The sequence below is a fragment of the Actinomadura sp. NEAU-AAG7 genome, from assembly GCF_018603865.1.
Lineage (GTDB): Bacteria > Actinomycetota > Actinomycetes > Streptosporangiales > Streptosporangiaceae > Spirillospora > Spirillospora litoris.
This window is the reverse complement of the sequence record NZ_JAHFZY010000003.1, coordinates 912325-930231: the sequence shown is the minus strand read 5'-3', so window position 1 is coordinate 930231 and position 17907 is coordinate 912325. Positions and strand designations below refer to the sequence as shown.

14 protein-coding genes are annotated in these 17907 nt (G+C 73.9%); 6 read left to right on the top strand and 8 right to left on the bottom strand.

All coding sequences use genetic code 11. The features are described from left to right. Positions 1–14 precede the first annotated feature (14 nt). Positions 15–674: a methylthioribulose 1-phosphate dehydratase gene (gene mtnB / locus KLI87_RS18755; RefSeq protein ID WP_214618031.1), complete on the bottom strand. Its 660-nt coding sequence runs from the start codon at positions 672–674 to the stop codon at positions 15–17. Between the two features lie 284 nt (positions 675–958). On the opposite strand from mtnB, the gene KLI87_RS18750 reads away from it, so the two are divergent. Beyond that, the gene (locus KLI87_RS18750; RefSeq protein ID WP_214618030.1) at positions 959–1576 is read left to right on the top strand and encodes a TetR/AcrR family transcriptional regulator; all 618 of its coding nucleotides are present in this window, start codon (positions 959–961) and stop codon (positions 1574–1576) included. A 132-nt stretch (positions 1577–1708) separates the two neighbouring features. Further along, positions 1709–2578 carry an alpha/beta fold hydrolase gene (locus tag KLI87_RS18745; protein WP_214618029.1) on the top strand — a complete coding sequence of 290 codons (870 nt, stop codon included), beginning with the start codon at positions 1709–1711 and terminating at the stop codon, positions 2576–2578. A gap of 147 nt (positions 2579–2725) precedes the next feature. Here the strand turns inward: KLI87_RS18745 and KLI87_RS18740 are convergent, their stop codons facing one another. The 3 genes from KLI87_RS18740 to KLI87_RS18730 all read right to left on the bottom strand — a co-directional run bounded on the left by KLI87_RS18740 (position 2726) and on the right by KLI87_RS18730 (position 5837). After that, positions 2726–3229 (bottom strand): lytic polysaccharide monooxygenase auxiliary activity family 9 protein, encoded by a 504-nt coding sequence (locus KLI87_RS18740; protein WP_156218210.1) that lies wholly within the window; start codon positions 3227–3229, stop codon positions 2726–2728. Positions 3230–3574: 345 nt separating this feature from the next. After that, on the bottom strand, positions 3575–4807 hold the full coding sequence (locus KLI87_RS41030; RefSeq protein WP_214618028.1) for a nucleotide disphospho-sugar-binding domain-containing protein: 1233 nt from the start codon (positions 4805–4807) through the stop codon (positions 3575–3577). Positions 4808–4847: 40 nt separating this feature from the next. After that, positions 4848–5837, bottom strand: a complete 990-nt coding sequence (locus KLI87_RS18730) for a glutathione S-transferase C-terminal domain-containing protein (RefSeq protein ID WP_156218211.1) — start codon at positions 5835–5837, stop codon at positions 4848–4850. Between the two features lie 177 nt (positions 5838–6014). Between KLI87_RS18730 and KLI87_RS18725 the strand changes: the two genes are divergently transcribed. Together KLI87_RS18725 and rfbB are read left to right on the top strand one after the other, a co-directional pair. Then, the gene (locus KLI87_RS18725) at positions 6015–7079 is read left to right on the top strand and encodes a glucose-1-phosphate thymidylyltransferase (RefSeq protein ID WP_214618027.1); all 1065 of its coding nucleotides are present in this window, start codon (positions 6015–6017) and stop codon (positions 7077–7079) included. Continuing rightward, positions 7076–8044 carry a dTDP-glucose 4,6-dehydratase gene (rfbB, locus tag KLI87_RS18720; protein WP_214618026.1) on the top strand — a complete coding sequence of 323 codons (969 nt, stop codon included), beginning with the start codon at positions 7076–7078 and terminating at the stop codon, positions 8042–8044. Before KLI87_RS18725 ends, rfbB begins: the two co-directional genes overlap by 4 nt. Here the strand turns inward: rfbB and KLI87_RS18715 are convergent. Continuing rightward, entirely contained in the window at positions 7995–9023 is a 1029-nt protein-coding gene (locus KLI87_RS18715; protein ID WP_308166065.1) for a Gfo/Idh/MocA family oxidoreductase, read from the bottom strand. The two genes, rfbB and KLI87_RS18715, sit on opposite strands and share 50 nt — an antisense overlap. Positions 9024–9222: 199 nt before the next feature. On the opposite strand from KLI87_RS18715, the gene KLI87_RS18710 reads away from it, so the two are divergent. After that, positions 9223–10689, top strand: coding sequence for an NDP-hexose 2,3-dehydratase family protein (locus tag KLI87_RS18710; protein ID WP_156218215.1), 1467 nt, complete (start codon positions 9223–9225; stop codon positions 10687–10689). Between the two features lie 27 nt (positions 10690–10716). On the opposite strand, the gene KLI87_RS18705 is transcribed toward KLI87_RS18710, so the two are convergent. Beyond that, entirely contained in the window at positions 10717–12588 is a 1872-nt protein-coding gene (locus KLI87_RS18705; RefSeq protein WP_214618024.1) for a multicopper oxidase family protein, read from the bottom strand. A 240-nt stretch (positions 12589–12828) separates the two neighbouring features. On the opposite strand from KLI87_RS18705, the gene KLI87_RS18700 reads away from it, so the two are divergent. Then, positions 12829–15582 (top strand): LuxR family transcriptional regulator, encoded by a 2754-nt coding sequence (locus KLI87_RS18700; RefSeq protein ID WP_214618023.1) that lies wholly within the window; start codon positions 12829–12831, stop codon positions 15580–15582. Here the strand turns inward: KLI87_RS18700 and KLI87_RS18695 are convergent. Together KLI87_RS18695 and KLI87_RS18690 are read right to left on the bottom strand one after the other, a co-directional pair. Further along, the gene (locus KLI87_RS18695) at positions 15566–17128 is read right to left on the bottom strand and encodes a bifunctional 3-(3-hydroxy-phenyl)propionate/3-hydroxycinnamic acid hydroxylase (RefSeq protein WP_214618022.1); all 1563 of its coding nucleotides are present in this window, start codon (positions 17126–17128) and stop codon (positions 15566–15568) included. The two genes, KLI87_RS18700 and KLI87_RS18695, sit on opposite strands and share 17 nt — an antisense overlap. After that, a complete protein-coding gene (locus KLI87_RS18690) occupies positions 17125–17907 on the bottom strand; it encodes an arylamine N-acetyltransferase (RefSeq protein ID WP_156218218.1) in 783 nt (260 codons plus the stop codon). The genes KLI87_RS18695 and KLI87_RS18690 overlap by 4 nt, the downstream gene beginning before the upstream one ends.

Genomic DNA, 17907 nt, shown 5'->3' with positions numbered 1-17907 from the left:
GCGCCTCCTCAGGGTCAGATGGTCGTGGAGCCGTTCATCAGAAGCGAGAGGCGGGAGAGCGCCTCGACGCATTCGAGACGGTTGCGGGCATGGTCGAGGTCGCGTCCCCACGTCGTGACTCCGTGCCGCTCGATGAGCAGACCGGCCGTGGCGCGCGGCGGGCTCGCGCGCAGAAAGGCGCCGACGTCGGCGGCGATCCGGCGGACCTCCGGCCAATTGACGAAAACCGGGACGCGGACGTGCGAAGGGTCGTCGAGCCCCAGGCCCTTGGCCAGCTCCATGTCGACGAACTCGACGTGGGCGACGTCCTGCCCCGCGCGATGGAACCGGGGAAGCGAGGCGAGCGCCGTCGAATACGGGGCATGCGCGTGAATGACCGCGCCGCAGTCCTCGTATTCCCTGTAGAACGCCAAATGAACAGCGGTTTCGGCGGAGGGGCGCCGCGTCTCGCCGGTGAGCCGCGACCCGTCGCCGGCGTTGACCAGAACGGTGTCGCGACGGTCGACCGTGCCCTTGGCGCATCCGCTCGCGGAGATCAGGACCGCGTCTCCTGATCTGACCGAAATGTTGCCGGACGTGCCTTCCATCCAGCCCCGTCCGTACAACTGCCTGCACATGTGCGCCACGTGCTCCCGCAGGGTCGCGGGCACCGTTTCGAGGTCAGCGGAGTTCATCGTTCTCCCGGTCGCCCTCGGAGGTGACGGTGCGGAGGCGCCGGCCTGAAGGGGCACCGCCGCACAGCCAGCCTCCACCAACGTCCGAACGGCGGCAAGGGCGTTCCCGCCGCTCCACTCGTCCGATAATCCTCGCGGTATACATACCGGTATAGCAACTTACCTAGCCATACCGTTAGGGGTACATTCCAGGGGTGGGCGCCGATAAGGCGCTCCCAGGCGGCACTTACCTGGGAGGAGGTGGGGAGACGGAGCCTTGACGGGCTTTGTGTCCCCTTTCGGAGATGACGCACAGCACGGGGCTCCCGGGCCGGGGCGGCCGGCGGCGCCCCCTCACCCCCGCCGGCGCGCGCGTTCTGGGGACCGCCTCGCGCCTGTTCTACGAGCACGGCCTGCGCGCGGTCGGCGTGGAGGCCATCGCCGACGAGGCGGGCGTGACCAAGAAGACCCTCTACGACCGCTTCGGCTCCAAGGACGACCTGATCCTCGCCTACCTGCGCGGACGCGACGAGCTGTGGCGGTCGACGCTCGTCGGCTTCGTGGAGGAGCGCGGCGGCACGCCCACCGAGCGGCTGCTGGCGACCTTCCGGGCACTGGACGGGTGGCTGAAGGAGCGCAACCGGCGCGGCTGCGCCTTCGTCAACGCGCACGTCGAACTGCCCGAGGACCACCCCGGCCAGCGGCTGGCGCGCGAGCACAAGGCGTGGATGCTCGACTACCTCGAAGGGCTCGCCGCCGACGCCGGGGCCGCCGATCCGGCCCTGCTGGCGCGCCGGCTCCTGATCCTGCACGAGGGCGCCTGCGTCACCGACTCCATGGGCACGGTGGACGGGGCCGCCGAACTGGCCGAGGAGATGGCGGCGGCCCTCATCGAGAGGTCGCTGGCGCCCACGTCCGCCTGACCTGCCGCGCGAGCGGTGTCAGGCCGGGCGAACGCGGTACATGTGTGGTGAGGGCGTCCTCATCCTGAGCGGATTTCCGCGCCCGAGCAGGTCCAGCGATGAGTTCTCCATACATCAGGAGTCGATACCGCCATGACGACGCATACGCTCCAGACCCCCGAGGTCGATCTCGTGTACGACGTGCACGGCACGCCGCCGTCCGCCGCCGGGCGCCCGGCGCTGCTCATGATCGGACAGCCCATGGAGGCCGCCGGTTTCGGCGCGCTGGCCTCCCACTTCCCCGACCGCGCCGTGGTCACCTACGACCCGCGCGGCATCGGCCGGAGCGTCCGCAAGGACGGCCGCACCGACCACGTGCCCGAGGCGCAGGCCGCCGACGTGCACGCGCTGATCGAGGCGCTCGGCGCGGGCCCGGTCGAGATGTTCGCCAGCAGCGGCGGCGCGGTGACCGCGCTCGCGCTCGTCACGGCCCACCCTGGCGACGTGACCACGCTGGTGGCGCACGAGCCGCCGCTCATCCCGCTGCTGCCCGACGCGGACGCGGCGCGGCGCGCGGGGGCCCGCGCGCGGGAGGTCTACCAGGCGAAGGGCTGGGGCGCCGCCATGGCGATCTTCATCGCGATGATGTCGTGGCGGGGCGAGTTCACCGACGACTACTTCGCCGGGCCCGAGCCGGATCCCGCGGCCTTCGGGATGCCCGCCGAGGACGACGGCTCCCGCGACGACCCGCTGCTGTCCGACCGGTCCCAGGCGGTCGGCGAGTACCGTCCCGACGCCCGCGCGCTCGCCGCCGCGCCGACCCGGGTCGTGATCGCGGTGGGCGAGGAGTCCAAGGACACCCTCACCGGGCGCACCGCGGTGGCGACCGCCGAACTCCTCGGGCAGGAGCCGGCGGTGTTCCCGAGCCACCACGGCGGCTTCGTCGGCGGCGACTCCGGGTTCGCCGGGAAGCCGGAGGAGTTCGCGCGCCGGCTCCGCGAGGTCCTCGACGGCGCGGGCTGACGTCCCCGGCGCCGCGATCATGGGTGCGGGGCGGGAGCGTGTCGCTCCCGCCCCGCACCCATGGCTCCGACGAGGGCGGTATGAGATCCCGAATCGCGTCACGCACTCATTCCGCCATCCGCGTCGTGCCGCCGCGAAAGTGACGGATCAATGCACGTCGAGGTCGATGCACGCGTAGAAGGCGTTGGCGGTGTCGGCGATGTTCCAGACCGCGAGGACTTTCTGCCGCCCGGTGACCCCACCGAGGTTGACCGTGTGGGACGAGCCGCTTCCGCCGAACGTCGCGATGCGCCGGCCGCCGAGGAAGTAGTCGTAGCTCCTCGTGCTGTGGCGGGCCGTGAACGTCCAGGAGAAGGTCACGCTCTGGCCGACCGAGGCGGCCTTCCACGGCTTGCTGTCGTCGTCGAGGTCGGCGAACCTTGAGTTTCCGCCGCTGCAACTCTGGAGCCCCTTCGGGCCCTCCACGCTCTGCGGTTCCCACCTGATCTCGCCGCACTTGACGGTCCCCTGCGCGCACTGGGCCTGCCGGCTCGGTGGCGAGTTGACGTAGCCGTGGGCGAGGGCGGTGGTGGCGGGGAGCACCACGGTGACGAGCGGGGCGATTCCCACGCCCGCCGCGATCGCGGCGAACCTGCGTCGTGATGACTTCATGCGGAGTTCCCTGTTTTCGGGGTGGTCAGGTTTTCTCACGGGCGCCGGCCGGCGGGCAGCCGGCATTTTCGGGAGCGGGCTCGGCGGGTGGATGATGGAGGGGAGCGGGGCATGCGAACTCCATCAATAGGAATTTTCCTATTCGGTGGTTGGACGTTAACTCTCCGTCCGTTCAGTGGCAAGACGCCGCCAGTGCCCGCTGATTCACAGGCGCCATACCGGCCCAGGCCAGAACCCGAACCAGTCCGGCCCGCCGGGAATAATCGTCACAGTGTTCCCAGGATCGGCCGATCGGTCGGCAACAAATGCCTATAAGACGGGGACGAATCCCCCGCCGGCACGCGGTCAGGCGGCGTCCGAGGCGAGGTGTTCGAGCGCGGTGACGAGCCGCGCCGGGGTGGGCCGGGCCAGCATCTCCTTGCGCAGCCCGGCCGCGCCGTCGCGGTAGGCGGGGTCGCCGACCAGGCTCTCGACGGCCGAGCGCAGCGCGGCGGGGGCCGCCTCGTGGCCGCGCAGGTGCAGGCCCGCCCCGGCGGCGGCGAGGCGGCGGCCGGCGGCCTCCTGCTCGGAGGCGAACGTGGCGGTCAACTGGGGGACGCCCGCCCAGAGCGCGGTCATCGCGCTGCCGCTGCCGCCGTGGTGGACGACGGCGGCGCAGTCCGGCAGCACGGCCATCAGCGGGACGTGCTCGGTGACGCGGACGCCCTCGGGCACCGCGCCGAGGGCGGCCACGTCCCCGGCGGTCGCCGTGACGACCACCTCGCAGCCGAGGCCGTCCAGCGCCTCCAGGATGGCCGGGAGCAGGTAGGAGTTCGGGCCGGTGGTCGCGGTCAGCGCCGTCGACCAGGTCACGCAGACCCTCGGGCGGCCGGGCGCGGGCGGTTCCAGCGCCCACGGCGGGACGGGCGTGGTCCCGTTGAACGGGACGTAGGCGTAGGGCAGGCGCTCGGCCGGGGCCGGCACGTCCAGCGACGGCGGGCAGGGGTCCAGGACGCGTTCGATCATGTCCAGGTCGAACGCGTCCTGGCCGTGGCGGGGGAAGGACCCGCTGTGGTCGGTGGGGACGATGCGCATGTGCTCGGGCTCGTGGGTGCCGACCGGGCCCCACAGGCTCAGCGCGGACGGCACGCCCGTGGCCCGCGCCGCGAGCAGCCCCTCCAGGCTTGCCGGGTCGTGCAGGACCAGGTGCGGCCGCCAGGCGCGCGCGAACTCCACGCTCGCGTCGAAGCCCCGGGCGGCCCGCTCGGCGAGGGCCGGGGCGACCTCGTCCCGGAAGGCCGCGAGGTCGAAGTCCGCGAGGTCGTCCAGCGGTTCGCCGGTGAGCGGGTGCGGGGGCAGCCAGGGGTAGGGCCAGTCACCCTCGGCCGCCTCCCGGTACGCCTGGAGGCGGAGCCGGGTGATGACCCTCATGCCGTCCAGGACGGGCACCGGGAGCAGGCCCGTCCGGCCGACCGCCGCCGTCTGGTCGGGGGTGCAGAGCACCCGCACCTCGTGCCCCGCCGCTTGCAGCGCCCAGCCCTGCGGGACGAGCGCGGAGTAGTGGGTCGCCTGCGAGGACACGGTGAACAGGACCCGCACGTGGACGCTCCCCCCGACGAAGACGGCACACCGACGCCGGTCAGGACGCGAGGCGGTCCCGGTCGTGCGGCTCGTCCCAGTCTGCCCGGTGGGGCTCGACCTCGATGCGGGACACGGCGGGATCGAGGAACGGCGGCCCGAGGTGGGTGAAGGCGTCCAGGTCGGTGGTCTCGCGGAAGGCGCGCCGCGAGTACAGGTCGCGGGCGTATCCCCACAGGTGCGGGAAGTCGACCAGGCGGCGTTCGCTGATCTTGCAGAACGGGTTGTAGGTGAGGTCGAAGCGGGCCAGCGTCACCCACAGCCGGACGTCCGACTCGGTGATCGCGTCGCCGTGCAGGAAGCGGCGGGTGGCGAGGCGCTCGTCCAGGCCGTCCAGCGTGGCGATCACGCGGCCGCGCAGCTCGGCGTACGCCTCGTCGGACGCGGCGCCCGCGACCCGGTAGTTGCCGTCGTTGAAGTTGACGTAGATGTGATCGTTCAGCTCGTCGATCTCGTCCCGCAGCTCCACCGGGTAGAGGTGGACGGTCGGGTCGCCGAACTCCTCGAACTGGGTGCCGAGGTCGATCGTGAGGTTGAAGAAGTCGTTGCTGACGATCCCCTTGGTCGTCCGGTCCCAGAGCACGGGGACCGACACGTGGCCGCCGTAGCCGGGCTCGGTCGCCTCGTAGGCCTCGCGCAGGAACCGGAAGCCGTTGACCGGGTCGGCGCCGCGCCTCTCCCGGAAGGCCCAGCCCCGCCCGTCCCGCTCGTCGTCCACGTAGGAGAGGGAGACGACGTCTTCGAGCCCCTTCAGGATCCGGACGATGGCCGAGCGGTGCGCCCACGGGCACCGGTGCGAGACGTAGAGGTGGTAGCGCCCCGGCTCGGCCCTGTAGCCGCTCGACCCGTCGGCGGTGACGCGCGCCTGGAAGGGGTAGCGGGGCCGGTTCCAGCCGCCGTTGTCCACCTTGAGCGCGGTGGCCCCGTAGACGCCGTGCTTGTCGAGGTCCACGGCGTCGGCGTAGACGGGGGCGGCGGTCGGCGTGCTCATCAGTCCGTCTCCAAGGGAGGTCAAGGGGGGCGCGAGGGAGCGGTCCAAGCGAACCACCGCCCCGACGGCCAGTCAACTATTCCTATTCTTTAAATAGGGAATTCGCGTCGCCGCTAGGGGTTCCCGGCGCGACGATAGGGGGACCGCGCGCCGGTCCGCCGTCCGACGATGGCAATCATGAAAGCCCTGGTCCTTTCGGGCGGGTCCGGAACACGGCTGCGCCCCATCACCCACACGTCCGCGAAACAGCTCGTGCCCGTCGGGAACAAACCGGTCCTGTTCTACGGGCTGGAGGCCATCGCCGAGGCGGGCATCACCGAGGTCGGCATCGTGGTCGGGGAGACCGCCGCCGAGATCGAGCGGGCCGTCGGCGACGGGTCGTGGTTCGGCCTGCGGGTCACCTACCTCCGGCAGGAGGCGCCGCTCGGCCTGGCGCACGGCGTCCTCATCGCGCGCGAGTTCCTCGGCGAGGACGACTTCCTGCTGTTCCTCGGCGACAACTTCATCGTCGGCGGCGTGACCGGCGTCGTGTCCGGGTTCCGCGCGGACCCGTGCGACGCGCGGCTGCTGCTCACGCAGGTGCCGGACCCGAGCCGCTTCGGCGTCGCCGAGCTGGGCCCGGACGGGCGGATCATCGGCATCGAGGAGAAGCCGCGCCGCCCGCGCAGCGACCTGGCGCTGGTCGGGGTGTACCTGTTCGGCCCGGCGGTCCACCGCGCGGTCCGCGCGATCGCGCCGTCGGCCCGGGGCGAGCTGGAGATCAGCGACGCCATCCAGTGGCTGCTGGACGAGGGCCTGGACGTGCGCTCGACGACGATCACGGGATACTGGAAGGACACCGGCGACGTCGACGACATGCTGGAGGCCAACCGCACGGTGCTGGAGGGCCTGGAGCACAAGGTCGAGGGCGACGTCGACGCCGACACCGAGATCATCGGACGGGTCCGCATCGCGGCCGGCGCGATCGTGAAGGGGTCGCGCATCGTGGGCCCGGCGATCATCGGCGCGGACGCCCGGATCGTCGGCTCCTACGTCGGCCCGTTCACCTCCATCGCCGACGGCGTCCGCCTGGAGGACAGCGAGATCGAGTACTCGATCGTGCTGGACGGCTCGTCCATCCAGGGCGTGCGGCCGATCGAGGCGTCCCTGGTCGGGCGGGCCGTGGAGGTCACCCCCGCCGCCCGCACCCGCGCCGCCCACCGGCTCGTCCTCGGCGACTACAGCAGGGTGCGGATCTCATGACGCGGCTCCTGGTCACGGGCGGCGCCGGGTTCATCGGCTCGCACTACGTGCGGCGGCTGCTCGGCCCCGAGGGGCCCGGCGACGTGTCGGTCACGGTCCTGGACGCGCTCACCTACGCGGGCAACCGGGCGAACCTGGCCGAGGTCGAGGGGCATCCGGGGTTCCGGTTCGTCCACGGCGACATCTGCGACGCCGGCCTCGTCGCCGGGCTGGTCGCCGAGCACGACGAGGTCGTGCACTTCGCCGCCGAGTCCCACGTGGACCGCTCGATCGAGGCGGCGGCGGCGTTCGTGCGCACCAACGTCGTCGGGACGGGCACGCTGCTGGACGCGGCGCTCCGCGCGGACCTGCGAACGTTCGTCCACGTGTCCACCGACGAGGTCTACGGGTCGGTGGAGGAGGGGTCCACGGCCGAGACCGCGCCGCTGCGGCCCAGCTCGCCGTACGCCGCGTCCAAGGCCGCCGGGGACCTGCTCGCCCTCTCCTACCACCGCACGCACGGCCTGGACGTGCGGGTGACGCGCTGCTCCAACAACTACGGGCCCTTCCACCACCCGGAGAAGCTCATCCCCCTGTTCGTGACCCGCCTGCTGGAGGGGCGGCGCGTCCCGCTGTACGGCGACGGGCTGAACGTCCGCGACTGGCTGCACGTGGACGACCACACCCGCGCCGTCGAACTGGTGCGCGCCAAGGGCGCCCCGGGCGAGGTCTACAACATCGGCGGCGGGACGCACCTCACCAACCGGGAGCTGACCGGGCTGCTCCTGGAGGCGACCGGCACCGGCTGGGACCTGGTCGAGCGCGTCGCCGACCGCAAGGGGCACGACCGCCGGTACGCGGTCGACGACGGCAAGATCCGCGCCGAGCTGGGCTACGAGCCGCGGACCGGGCTCGGCCCCGGGCTCGCCGCGACCGTCACCTGGTACCGGGAGAACCGGCACTGGTGGGCGCCGGCGCGGTCCTGACCGGTCCCGCGGCGGCGTGCCGCCGCACCTCGTCGACCAGCCGGGCCTGCTCCAGCACCAGCGCGCCCTCCAGGACGGACGGGACGCCGTCGCGGACGCGCCGCACGAACGCCGTGACCGCGCCGGCGAAGTGGTCCTCGGCGGGCAGCGTCAGTTCCTCGGCGTGGTCCTGGCGCTCGATCCGCAGCACCGGGCGGTGCGCCGCCGACGGCGTGTACGCCCACAGCAGCTCGATCCGCCCGGTGCTCCCCCACAGCGCGTACCGGGAGCGGTAGGAGCGGTCCGCTCCCCACGTCAGGTGGGCGGTCTCGCCGCCGGGCGCGGTCAGCAACGCCGCGCCGGACACGTCCACGTCCCGCTCGGCGTCGAACCGCAGGTGCGCGCCGCGCACCTCCAGGCCGGACCCGAAATAGAGGAGGGCCGTGCGCACCGGATAGACCCCGGCGTCGGTCAGCACCCCTCCCCCGAGGTCGGTCCGGTAGATGTTGCGGCCGTCGGGCATCGGGGGGAACCCGAACTCGGCGGTCAGCGCGCGCGGCTCCCCGATCGCGCCCTGCGCCACCAGCTCCTGGACGCGCGCGTGCTGGGAATGGCACAGGAACATGAAACTCTCCAGCAGCGCCAGGCCGCGCGAGGCGGCGAGCGCGACCAGCACCCGGGTGTCCTCGGCGGTGGCGGTGAGCGGCTTCTCCGCCAGCACGTGGCGGCCCGACTCCAGCGCCCGGCTCACCCACGCGAAGTGCAGCTTCGCGGGCAGCGGGACGTACACCGCGTCGAGGTCGGCGCGCTCCAGCAGCGCCTCGTAGCCGGTCACCGGCTCCCCGCCGAACCGTTCGGCGAAGCGCCGCGCCTTGGCCGGGTCGCGGCTGGCGATCGCCGTCAGCCGCACGTCCGGGTGGGCGGCCAGGGCCGGGAGCGTGCGCCGCCAGGCGATGTCCGCGCAGCCGATGACGCCGATTCTCAAGGGTGCCGAATTCACCGACACGACCTCCATCCACGAAAGGGCAGAATCGCGACGAGAATAGGAACGGCGCGGCCCGCGCTCCCCCCTGACGTGCCGTCCTCCATCCCCGGACACCCCCCTTATCTCCCCCCTGACCACCGGCCGCGAACATCACGGACCACCGCCGCGGCACGCATATTGGAGTCCTTTGTAAGGGTATTTCTTGGGAGGGCCGATGTCGGGGATTCTCACGGCGTTGACGAGCGACCACCGGAGGGCCGTGCGGATCGCCGAGTCGGCGCAGGCCGCGGCGGGCGTCATCACGCTGGCGCGGTTCCACGAGTGGTTCGCCGAGCGCCGCAAGGGCGACGTCTCGCGCGTCGAGCGGGTGCCGCTGGACGCCCTGGACCGCTGGGGAACCGATCCCGCGACCGGCGACATCCGCCACGACAGCGGCCGGTTCTTCACCGTGACGGGCCTGGCGGCCGAGGTCGCCGGCGCGGCGGTGCCCGCGTGGACGCAGCCGATCCTGCTCCAGCCGGAGATCGGCATCCTCGGCATCCTGGCCAAGGAGATCGACGGCGTCCTGCACTTCCTCATGCAGGCCAAGAACGAGCCCGGCAACCCCGGCGGCGTGGAGATCTCGCCGACCGTGCAGGCGACGCGGAGCAACTACACGCGCGTGCACCAGGGCGCCCCGGTCCCCTACCTCGACTTCTTCCGCGACACCCGGCGCCACCACGTCGTCGCCGACGTGCTCCAGTCGGAGCAGGGCGCGTGGTTCTTCCAGAAGCGCAACCGCAACATCATCGTCGAGACGACCGACGAGGTGGAGCCGCTGGAGGGCTTCGTCTGGCTCACCCTCGGCCAGCTCCACGCGCTGCTGGCGGGCGACACGGTGGTCAACATGGACGCGCGGACGGTGCTGTCGTGCCTGCCGTTCTCGGGCGTCGGGCTGTCCTCGTCCTACCCCTCGCCGTCCCCGTCCCGGGCGCTCGGCGACGAGGAGTTCCGGCAGTCCGTGCTGCGCTCGTGCAGCGAGGAGTTCGCGGGCCTGCACGACATCGGCGACATCCTGAGCTGGATCACCGGGACGCGCAGCGGGCACGAGGTGGGGGCGCGCCGCGTCCCGCTGCGCGAGGCCGAGCTGTGGCACCGCGACGAGGAGGCGATCCGGCACGAGTCGGGGCTGTTCTTCCGGGTCATCGGCGTGGAGGTGGAGAGCGGGCACCGCGAGGTCGCGCGGTGGAGCCAGCCGCTGGTGGAGCCGATCGGCGTCGGCGTCAACGCGTTCGTGGTCAAGCGGGTGGACGGCGTCCTGCACGCGCTGGTCCACGCGGGCGTCCAGCCCGGTTACCTCGACGTCCTCGAACTCGGCCCGACCGTGCGGTGCACGCCGGGCAACTACGCCTGGCTGCCCGAGGCCGCGCGGCCGCCGTTCCTGGACGAGGTGCTGGCCGCGCCGCCGGAGCGGATCCGGTTCTCCAGCGTGCTGTCGGAGGAGGGCGGCCGGTTCTACGGCGCCCGCAACCGCTACCTGATCGTCGAGGCGGACGCCGACCACGCGCCCGACCCGGGGCCCGACTACCGGTGGCTGACCCTCCACCAGCTCGTCGGGCTGCTGCGGCACAGCCACTACGTCAACGTCGAGGCGCGCAGCCTGGTCGCGTGCCTGCACAGCCTGGCGGGCCGGCCCGCCTGACACCCCGTCGCGCCGGCCCGCCGGGCGTCAGCCGTGGTGCCCGCCGCCCTTGCCGCGCCCCGGCGCGCCGGCCGACATCCTGGCCGCCATCGTGGTCTGGACGGTCCGCGGCGCCACGACGAACGGCCGCATCATCCCGTGGTCCTCGTGCTCCAGGATGTGGCAGTGGTACACGTAGTTGCCGGTGCCGCCGTGGAAGCGTCCCGCGACCGTCACGTGGTCGTGCTCGTCGATGCGGACCGTGTCCTTCCAGCCCTGCTCGTCCGGGCCGAGCCCCTTGGGGGCGCCGTAGGTGGCGGTGTAGGTGAAGATGTCGTTCGCCGCGTCGGAGGCGACGGCGACGGTGTAGGTGTCGCGGGCCAGCGCCTGGAACGACATCAGGTGGACGTGGGTCGGGTGGTTGGGGCCCGCGAGGTGGACGAAGTTCCAGATCTCCCATCCGTCGAGCGCGACGTGGAAGGTGACGGGCTCGTCGAAGCTGCTCGCCGCCCGCCGGAACACGGTCGTCCTCCCGTCCTTCACGATCTTGACGATGCGGTCGCCGCCGCGCGGGACGTACCCGTCGGGGACCTTCGCCAGCTCCCACATCTCGGGCTGCCCGGCGGCGGTGCCGTCGTGGGTGGCGGACGCGACGTAGCGCTCGGCGAAGCCCGCCGGGACCTTGTCGCGGGTCAGCCGGGAGAACGAGGGCGACACCGTGGCGGGGACCTTGAAGGAGTCGGCCGGGCCCTTCCCGGCGACGCGGAACTGGAGGATCTCGGGGCCCAGCGGCGAGGTGGCGAGGTCGGTGTTGGACAGCTGGAGCCGCGCGCCCCTGAACGCGGCGAAGTCGATGAGGACGTCGGCGCGCTCGGCCGGGGCGAGCGTGAGCCGGTCCAGCTTGACGGCGGCGCCGAGCAGGCCCTGCTCGGTGCCGATCTGGACGAACGCGCCGTCCACCGGTGAACTGGTGGTGCCGTCGGAGCTCTCGCGGCGCAGCTCCAGCGTGTAGGTGCGCGCGTTGGAGCCGTTGAGCAGCCGGAACCGGTACCAGCGCGGCTCGACGTCCAGGTGCGGCCAGATCACCCCGTTCGCCAGGTTGTAGGGGCCCGCGAACGGCAGCGAGACCCGCCGGTCGCCGAGGTCGTAGTAGCCGACCTTGTGCAGGAGCCGCCCGTTGAAGGCGCCGGTGGCGTCGGTGTCGAGGTTGCGGTCGGCGAGGATCAGCGGGACCTCGTAGGCGCCCGACGGCAGGCGCAGCGCGTCCTCCTCCCTGTCGCGGACGATGTACATGCCCGCGAGCCCGGCGAACACGTTGTAGGCGGTGATGTCCATCGCGTGGTCGTGGTACCAGAGCGTCGAGGCGCGCTGCGCGTTCGGGTACTCGGTGGCCTGGCCCTGGCCGAACGAGACGCCGTTCTTGGGCCAGCCGTCGCTGTCGCCGCAGACCTCGCCGCCGTGCAGGTGGGTGACCACCCAGGGGGCCAGCTTGGCGACCTCGGAGATCGGCTCGGCGTCGCCGCGTCCGGGGCCGAGGATCGAGTCGATGCCGGTGAAGGGGACCGCGACGGCCGTCGCGGGGAACGCGCTCTCGATCCGGTTCAGCCAGCTCACCTTGATCCGCTGGCCGGCGCGGACGTCGATGACCGGGCCGGGGAAGCTCCCCTCGTAGGTCCAGGCGGGGGTCGGGGGAAGCTGCGAGTGCAGCCGCACCGTCGCGGCCCGCTGCCGGATGGTGAGGGCGCCGTCGGGCCGCAGCACCCTCGGGACGGGAAGCGGGTCGGCGAACTTGGTGAGGCCCGTCGGCGCCTTCCGGAAGACCCGGGAGGCCGTCGCGAACGCGGCGAGGTTCGCCTGAAGGGTGGCGGCCACGCCGATACCGGCGGCCGAACCTGCGAGGAACTGACGACGACTGGGCATGGGGGGCTCCTCCACGAGCGTTGGGTCGGCGGAAACGATCTTTCGCACGCGCCGGAGCCGGGCTCAATCGGGGAGCCGGAAGTCAGGGGGTTCGGGCGGTCACGCGTCAGGTTTACCGGGCTCCCGACAGGGGATGAGCAGGCCCGTCACGGGTGGCCCGGGGTGCCCGCGCGTCTGGTGCGGCGGTCGATAGGCGCGCGATTGCCGGGCAGTGGGCGGAGATCTTCGATCATCGGACCCGTGGTCGCACTGGTCGAACGAGACGAACAAACACGGCAACTCGACGCCCTGATGGAGGACTGCCTGGCCCGCCGCGGGCGGGTCGCGCTCCTGGAGGGGCCGATCGGCACCGGCCGGACGGCGCTGCTGCGCGGCGTCGCCGAGCGCGCCGAACAGTCTGGATTCCGGTGTCTTCGTGCTTCCTGCTCCCCCGCCGAACAGGCGCTCCCCTACGGCGTCGCCGGCCAGCTCCTGCGCGGCCTGCCCCGGCCGGAGGGGCCCGGCGACGGCTCCGGCCGCACGCTGGACGACCTCCTCGACGACGTCGCCGCCCTGGACGGCCCGGACGCGGCACCGGCGCCGGCGGAGATCGCGCGGACCCACCACGAGCTGGCGCTGGCGCTGCTGGGGATCGCCGAGCGGCAGCCGCTCCTGGTCACCGTGGACGACCTCCGCCACGCCGACGTCCCGTCCCTGCACTTCCTGCTGCACCTGGTGCGGCGGCTCGGCTCGGCGCGCGTGCTGGTCGTGCTGGCCGACGAGGCGGCGCCCCGGCCGCGGCACCTGGCGTTCCTCGCCGAGCTGTCGCGCAGCCCGGAGCTGCACCGGCTGCGGCTGGCGCCGCTGTCGCGCGCCGGGACCGCCCGCGCGGCGGCCGCGCTGATCGGCGCGCCCCCGGATCCGCGCCTGGACCTGCACGCGGTCAGCGGCGGCAACCCGCTGCTGCTGGACGCCCTCGCCGAGGACGTCCGGGCCACCGGCGGCCCGCGGGCGCAGGGATACGGGCTGGCCCTGCTGAGCTGCCTGCACCGGGGCGACCCGGCGACGCTCGCCGTGGCGCGGGCGCTGGCGATCATGGGCGAGGAGGCCGCGCCCGCCGAGCTGTGCCGGCTGGGGGCGCTGACCTCCGAGGAGGCCGGGCGCGCGCTCGGCGCGCTCAACGCGGCGGAGGTCCTCGACCGGGGCCGGTTCCGGCACCCGGTGGCGCGGACGGCCGTGCTGGACGACCTCGCCCCGGCGGAACGGTCCGAACTGCACCGGCGCGCCGCGCGCCTGCTGCACGAGCGGGGCGTGCCCGCCGCGCGGGTGGCGCGGCACCTCGCCGAGGCCGACCACGCGCAGGAGCCGTGGGCGCCGGCCGTGCTGCGCGAGGCGGCCGAGCACGCGCTGCTCGACGACCGGGCGGAGAGCGCGGCCCGGTTCCTGCGGCTGGCGCACCGGGGCCTGTCCGACGAGGGGGAGCGCGCGGCCGTCCGGGCGCGGCTCGCGGGGGCGGAGTGGCAGACCGCCCCGTCCTCGGCGGCCCGGCACCTGGCGCCGCTGGTGACCGCCGCGCTCGGCGGCCGGCTCGGCCTCCCCGACGGCCTGGCGCTGGTGAGCCGGCTGCTGTGGTTCGGGCGCGGCGGCGAGGCGCTGCGGGTGCTGGACCGGCTGCGCGCGGACGCGCGTCCCGAGAACGGCGACCTGCGCGACGCCGAGGTGTGGCTGGCCTACGCGCACCCGCCGCTCGCGCGCGACCGGCGCACGCCGGTCCTCGCCGCCGACCGGCGGTTCGCCGTCCCGGCGCCGGGCGGCGACCCGCAGCTGCACGCGGTGGCGATCCTCGCCGACGGGCTGACCCGGCGCCGCGGCCAGGGCCTGGTGGACCGTGCCGAGCAGGTGCTCCGCGACCTGCCGCTGCATCCGCGCAACCCGTGGACGGTCGAGGCGGCGCTGCTGGCCGTCCAGGTGCTGCTGCGCGCGGACCGGCTCGACGTGGCGGCGGCCTGGTGCGAGGACGCCACCGGCGAGGGCGGCGGCGAGGGCGGGGAAGACACGCGGGCGGCGTTCTTCGCGGCGGCCCGCGCGGAGGTGGCGCTGCGGGCGGGCGACCTGCCGACCGCGCTGCGCGAGGCGCGGGAGGCGCTGGCCCGGCTCAGCGCGCGGTCGTGGGGGGTGGCGATCGGGTACCCGCTGGGGACGCTCGTCCTCGCCGCCACCCGCGCGGGCGAGTACGACGAGGCCGCCCGGTGCCTGGCCCTGTCGGTCCCGGAGCCGATGTTCCAGAGCCGCCACGGGCTGCACTACCTGTACGCCCGGGGCCACCACCACCTGGCGGCCGGGCACGCGCACGCCGCGCTCGCCGACTTCCTGAGCTGCGGGGAGCTGACCCGCGGCTGGGGCCTGGACACCGCGGGCCCGGTGCCGTGGCGGACGGACGCGGCGGAGGCGTGGCTGCGGCTCGGCAACCGCGACCAGGCCCGGCGGCTGATCCGCGAGCAGCTCTCCCGCACCGACGGGCGCGGCCCGGCGCTGCGGCTGCTGGCCGCCGCCAGCCCGGTCGGGCGGCGGCTGCCGCTGCTGACCGAGGCGGTCGACCTGGCGGAGGCGTCCGGCGACCGGTTCGAGCAGGCGCGGGTGCTCGCCGACCTCAGCCGCGTCCACGCGGCGGGCAACCGGCGGCGCGCCCGGCTGCTGCTGCGCCAGGCGCTGCACGTGGCGAACATGTGCGGGATGCGGCCGCTCGCCCAGGAGCTGCTGTCGGTGCAGGACGACCTCGGCGGCGCGGAGGCGATGGCCGACGGGCTGGAGGGCATCGCGTCGCTGACCGACTCCGAGCGGCGGGTGGCGTCGCTGGCGGTGCTCGGCAACACCAACCGGGAGATCGCCGCGAAGCTCTACATCACCCCGAGCACGGTCGAGCAGCATCTCACCCGCATCTACCGCAAGCTGGGGATCCGCCGGCGCAAGGAGCTGCCCGCCGACCTGTGGGCGGGGCTCAGGAAGACCGGCTGACGGCCTGGTCCGCGCCCAACCCGTCGAGGAGCTCGTCGACGAGGGCCGTGGTGCCGTGGCGGTCGGCCGCCGTCCCGAACAGGTAGAAGTCGGGGCGGACGAGCGCCGCCGCGGCACCGGCGCGGGCCAGGTAGGGCAGGTGGACGGCGTCGAGGTCGGCGGCGGCGTCGAGCCGGACGGTCCGCGCGCCGAGCCACGCCAGCGCCCCCGCGCGGGCGGGGTCGAGGAGGTCCCTGGGGTCCTCGGTGGTGAGCAGGACGAAGCGGGGGGCTCCGGTGATCTCGTCCAGCAGGCCCTCGCGGCCGCCGACCCGCACGCGGCCCTGCGGGGTCAGCCCACCGGCCGGGCCGCGCGGGCGGCCCCGCGCGTCCCGCGCGAGCAGGCCCTCGGTGAGGGGGTGGACGGCCGAGGGCGGGGGCGCGGCCAGGCCGCGCTCCCGCATGCCGATCATGACGGCGTCGCGGTCGGCGGCGGCCTTCGGGTCGGTCTGGCAGATGACGCGGCCGAGGTCCACGGACATGGTGATCGCGTGCCGGACGTGCTCGCGCCGCTCGGCGGTGTAGGTGTCCAGGAGCGTGTCGGCGGCGCGGCCGGTGAGGACGAGGTCCAGCTTCCAGGCCAGGTTGGCGGCGTCCCGGAAGCCCGAGCACATGCCCTGCCCGGCGAACGGCGGCATCAGGTGGGCGGCGTCGCCCGCGATCAGCACCCGGCCCTCGCGCCAGCGGTCGGCGTGCCGCGCCTGGAAGGTGTAGACGGCGTGCCGCTCCAGCGTCGCGTTCTCCTCGTGCACGCCGAACAGCGCGAGCAGGCGCCACACGTTCTCGACGGAGCCGAACTGCTCCGGCGGCTCGTCCGGCAGCCGCATGAACTCCCAGCGGCGGTGGTCCGGCCCGGCGGAGACGGCGGTGCGGGGCCGGGCCGGGTCGCAGACCTGAAGGTTGTTGGGGACGAAGTCGCGCGGCTCGTGCAGCCGCACGTCGCAGGTCAGCCAGTCGTTGAAGAACCGCAGGTCGGTGGAGGTGGCCGCGACCGCGTCCCGGACGAGGCTCCCGGCGCCGTCGCAGCCCACGACGTACCGCGCGGACAGCACGCCGCCCTCGGGCCCCTCGACGGCGGCCTCGACCCGGTCGCCGGTGTCGCGCAGGCCGGTCACGCGGTGGCCGCGCAGTACGCGCAGCGTGGCCTGGCGGGCGCCGCGCGCGGTCAGCGCCGCCTCGATGCCCGGCTGGTACATCGAGACCGAGTCGGGCCAGCCGGACCAGCCCCGCTCGGCGACGTCCACCTCGAACAGCGTCGCGCCGGCGCCGTTCGTCCAGACGTAGTCGCGGGACGGCTCGGCGACCTCGCGGAGGGCGGCGCCGATCCCGGCGGCGGCGAGCACGCGCGCCGACTCCCCGTCGAAGGACACCGCGCGCGGCATCGGGTAGGGCTTCGGGCGGCGCTCGACGACGGTGACGCGGTGCCCCTGCCGGGCGAGCAGCGTGGCGGTCACCTGGCCGACCGGCCCGTACCCGACGACGAGGACGTCGATATCCGTGCCGCTCATCGGGTGCTCCCCGCGCGGAGGATGTCGGCGACGACGCGTTCGTGCTCGGCGGGGTCGGTGAGGACCCGGACGGTCTCCTGGCCGCCGTCCACGGTGAGCAGGCGCTTGCCGATGAGGACGCGCTGCCCGGTGGCGAAGGACCGGCCGCGCACCAGGATCGCGGCGCCCGCCAGCGCGCGGGCGAACTCCTCCAGCTCGGCGGAGGGAGCCTGCCATTCGGCCAGGTCGCGGGGCCGGTCGCGGAACCGGTAGACGGCCTGCCACGCGCCGGACGGGACGCCGCGCTCGACCACCTGGTAGCCGTCCGCCGCGACGACGCGGAACCGGCTGCCGTGCTGCCGCTGGACCTCCGGGCTCAGCCGCAGCGGCTCCAGGTAGGACGGGCCGACGAAGCCGACGTCGACGAGGTGCACCTCGCCGTCGAGGCGGACGTGGTTGAAGACGTGCTCAAGGTCCGGGCCGAACGAGCCGTCCATCTGCCGGATGCCCGCGCCGAACACGCCGACCTCGAACCCGAGCGCCCCCAGCAGGGCGCGGAACAGGCCGCTCAGCTCGTAGCAGACGCCGCCCCGCCCGCCGAGGACGATCGCGTCGAACGCGGCGTCGAGGTCGATGTCCACGCCGGCCCACAGCGCGGTCCCGCGCCCCGCGTTCAGCGCGCTGTCGTAGGGGAACGTGGCGAGGTGCCGGTGGTGCAGGGACCGCAGGGTCTCCAGCGTCGGCGCGGTGGGGCCGCGGTGGTCGAGGGCCTTGAGGTAGGTGTCGACGTCGAACGGCAT

What these genes read in the sequence shown, in the direction of transcription:
- KLI87_RS18705 (WP_214618024.1), bottom strand. Translation starts at nt 12,588, where the DNA reads ATGCCCAGTCGTCGTCAGTTCCTCGCAGGTTCGGCCGCCGGTATCGGC.
- rfbB (WP_214618026.1), top strand. Translation starts at nt 7,076, where the DNA reads ATGACGCGGCTCCTGGTCACGGGCGGCGCCGGGTTCATCGGCTCGCAC.
- KLI87_RS18750 (WP_214618030.1), top strand. Translation starts at nt 959, where the DNA reads ATGACGCACAGCACGGGGCTCCCGGGCCGGGGCGGCCGGCGGCGCCCC.
- KLI87_RS18740 (WP_156218210.1), bottom strand. Translation starts at nt 3,229, where the DNA reads ATGAAGTCATCACGACGCAGGTTCGCCGCGATCGCGGCGGGCGTGGGA.
- KLI87_RS18725 (WP_214618027.1), top strand. Translation starts at nt 6,015, where the DNA reads ATGAAAGCCCTGGTCCTTTCGGGCGGGTCCGGAACACGGCTGCGCCCC.
- KLI87_RS18730 (WP_156218211.1), bottom strand. Translation starts at nt 5,837, where the DNA reads ATGAGCACGCCGACCGCCGCCCCCGTCTACGCCGACGCCGTGGACCTC.
- KLI87_RS18695 (WP_214618022.1), bottom strand. Translation starts at nt 17,128, where the DNA reads ATGAGCGGCACGGATATCGACGTCCTCGTCGTCGGGTACGGGCCGGTC.
- KLI87_RS18710 (WP_156218215.1), top strand. Translation starts at nt 9,223, where the DNA reads ATGTCGGGGATTCTCACGGCGTTGACGAGCGACCACCGGAGGGCCGTG.
- mtnB (WP_214618031.1), bottom strand. Translation starts at nt 674, where the DNA reads ATGAACTCCGCTGACCTCGAAACGGTGCCCGCGACCCTGCGGGAGCAC.
- KLI87_RS18690 (WP_156218218.1), bottom strand. Translation starts at nt 17,907, where the DNA reads ATGCCGTTCGACGTCGACACCTACCTCAAGGCCCTCGACCACCGCGGC.
- KLI87_RS18745 (WP_214618029.1), top strand. Translation starts at nt 1,709, where the DNA reads ATGACGACGCATACGCTCCAGACCCCCGAGGTCGATCTCGTGTACGAC.